Source organism: Streptomyces sp. 2A115, assembly GCF_052245575.1.
Lineage (GTDB): Bacteria > Actinomycetota > Actinomycetes > Streptomycetales > Streptomycetaceae > Streptomyces.
The window spans coordinates 1-2,693 of the sequence record NZ_JBQQCG010000198.1; the positions used below are offsets into that span (position 1 = coordinate 1).

The window sequence follows — 2,693 nt, forward strand, 5'->3', positions numbered from 1 at the left end:
GGCCGTGTGCTCTCCCCGCCACCGTTGTGGTCACGGACGCATGAGGATCTTCACGGCGTCGTCCTCCTTGTGCTGGAAGATCTCGTACGCGTGCGGCGCGTCGTCCAGCGGCAGATGGTGGGTGGCGAAGGCGTCCACACCGAGCGGGTCCTCGTCGGTGAGCAGCGGCAGCAGGTCGTCCACCCAGCGGCGGACGTTGGCCTGTCCCATTCGGAGCTGGATCTGCTTGTCGAACATGGTCAGCATGGGCAGCGGATCGGCCGCTCCGCCGTAGACGCCGCTGACCGAGATCGTCCCGCCGCGTCGTACCAGGTCGATCGCCGTACGCAGCGCGGCCAGCCGGTCCGAACCAGCCTTCTCGGCGAACCGGGCCGCCAGGCCGCGCGGCAGGACACCGGTCGCCTGCTGGGCCATGCGGCTCAGCGGACTGCCGTGCGCCTCCGCGCCCACGGCGTCGATCACGCTGTCCGGCCCGCGTCCGTCCGTGCGGTCGCGGATGGCCCGTACGAGGTCGTCCCCGCTGTCGAACTCCGACAGGTCGAACGTCTCGACTCCACGGTCGTGCGCCCGGCGCAGCCGGGTGGAGACGAGGTCCACTCCGAAGACCATCCCGGCGCCCCGGTGCAGCGCGATCCGGCAGGCCATGTCACCGATCGGACCGAGACCGAGCACGGCGACCGAACCGTCGGGCGGGATGTCGGCGTACTGCACGGCCTGCCACGCGGTGGGCAGTACGTCGGACAGGTAGACGAAACGGTCGTCGGCGGGTCCCTCGGGCACCTGGATGGGGCCGTACTGGGCCTGCGGCACCCTCAGGTATTCGGCCTGCGCGCCGGGCACCGCCCCGTACAGCCTGGTGTAGCCGAACAGGGCGGCGCCCATGCCCTGGTCGGTGACCTGAGTGGTTTCGCACTGGGTCTGCAGGCCGGAGTCGCACATCCAGCAGTGTCCGCAGGCGATCTGGAAGGGGACCACCACTCGGTCCCCGGGCTTCAGCCCCATAACCCCCGATCCGGTCTCCTCCACAATGCCCATGGGTTCGTGCCCCAGGATGTCGCCCGGGGTCATGAAGGGGGTGAACACCTCGTACAGGTGCAGGTCGGATCCGCACAGCCCGGTCGATGTGACACGGATGACCGCGTCCGTCGGCTCCTTGATCTTCGGGTCCGGGACGGAATCCACGCTCACTTTTCGTCGGCCCTGCCAGGTCACTGCCCTCATCGCTGTCCGCTCCTCCCGGAGGTGTTGGTACCGGGTACGGGAGACGCACCCGGGAGATCACGGGCCCGAGTACCCGGGAACCACGACCGGAGACGGGACGGGGAGCAATGGTTTCCCGGTGGCGGCGAGGGGAACTCGCTTGGGCAACCTTCAGACAGCAGCTGAACGGACAGCAGCTGAACGGACAACAGCTGCACCGTCGGACAGCAGAGTGAGCATGAGACCTGGCCGGTCCCGAGCGAGACCGGACCCAGTGAGAAGCACTGAAAGAAGCAGAGAAAGAAGATGAAGCGCCGTGACCGCGGACGTCAGGAAGAAGGACACCATCCGCCGACCCGAAACGGGCTGGGCGAAGGCCCGCCGCCGACGCGGAAGCCAGGTACGCACCTACGTTCCGGCCATCGCCGACAGAGAGACCAGGCAGGTGCATGTGTCCCCTGACTGGAACATCGTCAGGGGTGAGGACTGACCGGCGGCACTGACGCCGGGGATCAGGACCCGAGAGGGAACCCAGGGGGAAGACCTGAGGGGAACACCCAAGGGGAAGAAGTGGGCCGGAGAGGCAGCCGAAGGTCTCTCCGGCCTCTTCGTGGGATCTCGGGCGCGCTCACGGACATCGGCTACACAATCCCGGGGCAGGCGTGGACGTACTGGCACCTGGGCGCCGGCCCTGGTCCCGACTACCTCGACGAGCAGCGCGGCCGCCGGCAGCTCCGCCGGGACAGCGGGACTGCGAAGGACCGCCACGGAGCCGGGCTCGGGACGGGGCCCGGCTCGGGACGGGGCCGAACCGGGGTACTCGGTCGTTGAGAGGCATCGACCGACCGAACAGGAGCCAAGCCATCATGCGATTCCACGACCGTCGGCATGCCGGAGAGGTACTGGCCGCCGCGCTCTCGGAATGGGCGGAGGGCCACGAGGTCACTGATCCTGTCGTGCTGGCCCTGCCCCGCGGCGGTGTGCCCGTCGCGGCGGTGATCGCCCGCGCCCTGAACGCTCCGCTGGATGTGCTGATCGCGCGCAAGATCGGCCTTCCCCGTCGGCCCGAGACAGGGATCGGCGCGGTCGCCGGGGAGGACCCACCTGTTTTCGACCAGGCCACGCTGGCCCTCCTCGGCATGACCGAGTACCAGTTCGCGACGGAGGTCGCCAGGCAGCGGGACGAGGTCCACCGCCTGGAGGAGCTCTACCGCCAGGGGCGCCCCGCAGCGCCGGTCCGGGACCGGACCGTGATCGTCGTGGACGACGGCCTGGCCACCGGTGTCACCGCCCGGGCCGCCCTGATCCATCTACGTCGCCAGAGCCCCGCTCGGCTGGTGCTGGCCGTGCCCGTGGGCTCGGCCGGCGGCGTCGCCCAGTTGCAGGAGGCCGACGAGGTGATCTGCCCGCACCGGCCGCGGCACTTCGGGTCGGTGGGCGAGTGGTACGACGACTTCGGACAACTCGCCGACCGTGAGGTGACCGAGACCCTG

At 69.6% G+C, this 2,693-nt stretch carries 3 protein-coding genes and 1 pseudogene; 3 read left to right on the forward strand and 1 reads right to left on the reverse strand.

What is annotated here, in order from left to right; translation table 11 throughout:
* Window positions 1-30: 30 nt before the first annotated feature.
* The gene (locus ACTWQR_RS55485; protein ID WP_443234974.1) at window positions 31-1,221 is read right to left on the reverse strand and encodes a zinc-dependent alcohol dehydrogenase; all 1,191 of its coding nucleotides are present in this window, start codon (window positions 1,219-1,221) and stop codon (window positions 31-33) included.
* Window positions 1,222-1,516: 295 nt separating this feature from the next.
* On the opposite strand from ACTWQR_RS55485, the gene ACTWQR_RS55490 reads away from it, so the two are divergent.
* The 3 genes and pseudogenes from ACTWQR_RS55490 to ACTWQR_RS55500 form a co-directional block, all read left to right on the forward strand.
* Window positions 1,517-1,690 carry a hypothetical protein gene (locus tag ACTWQR_RS55490; protein ID WP_443234975.1) on the forward strand — a complete coding sequence of 58 codons (174 nt, stop codon included), beginning with the start codon at window positions 1,517-1,519 and terminating at the stop codon, window positions 1,688-1,690.
* A 125-nt stretch (window positions 1,691-1,815) separates the two neighbouring features.
* Window positions 1,816-2,031, forward strand: a pseudogene (locus tag ACTWQR_RS55495) (hypothetical protein); the annotation flags it as partial.
* 35 nt (window positions 2,032-2,066) lie between these two features.
* Window positions 2,067-2,693: phosphoribosyltransferase (locus ACTWQR_RS55500; protein ID WP_443234976.1), on the forward strand; the 627-nt coding region annotated here is incomplete at its 3' end.

Excerpts from the sequence above, each read along its gene's own strand:
- ACTWQR_RS55485 (WP_443234974.1), bottom strand. The coding sequence starts at position 1,221 with ATGAGGGCAGTGACCTGGCAGGGCCGACGAAAAGTGAGCGTGGATTCC.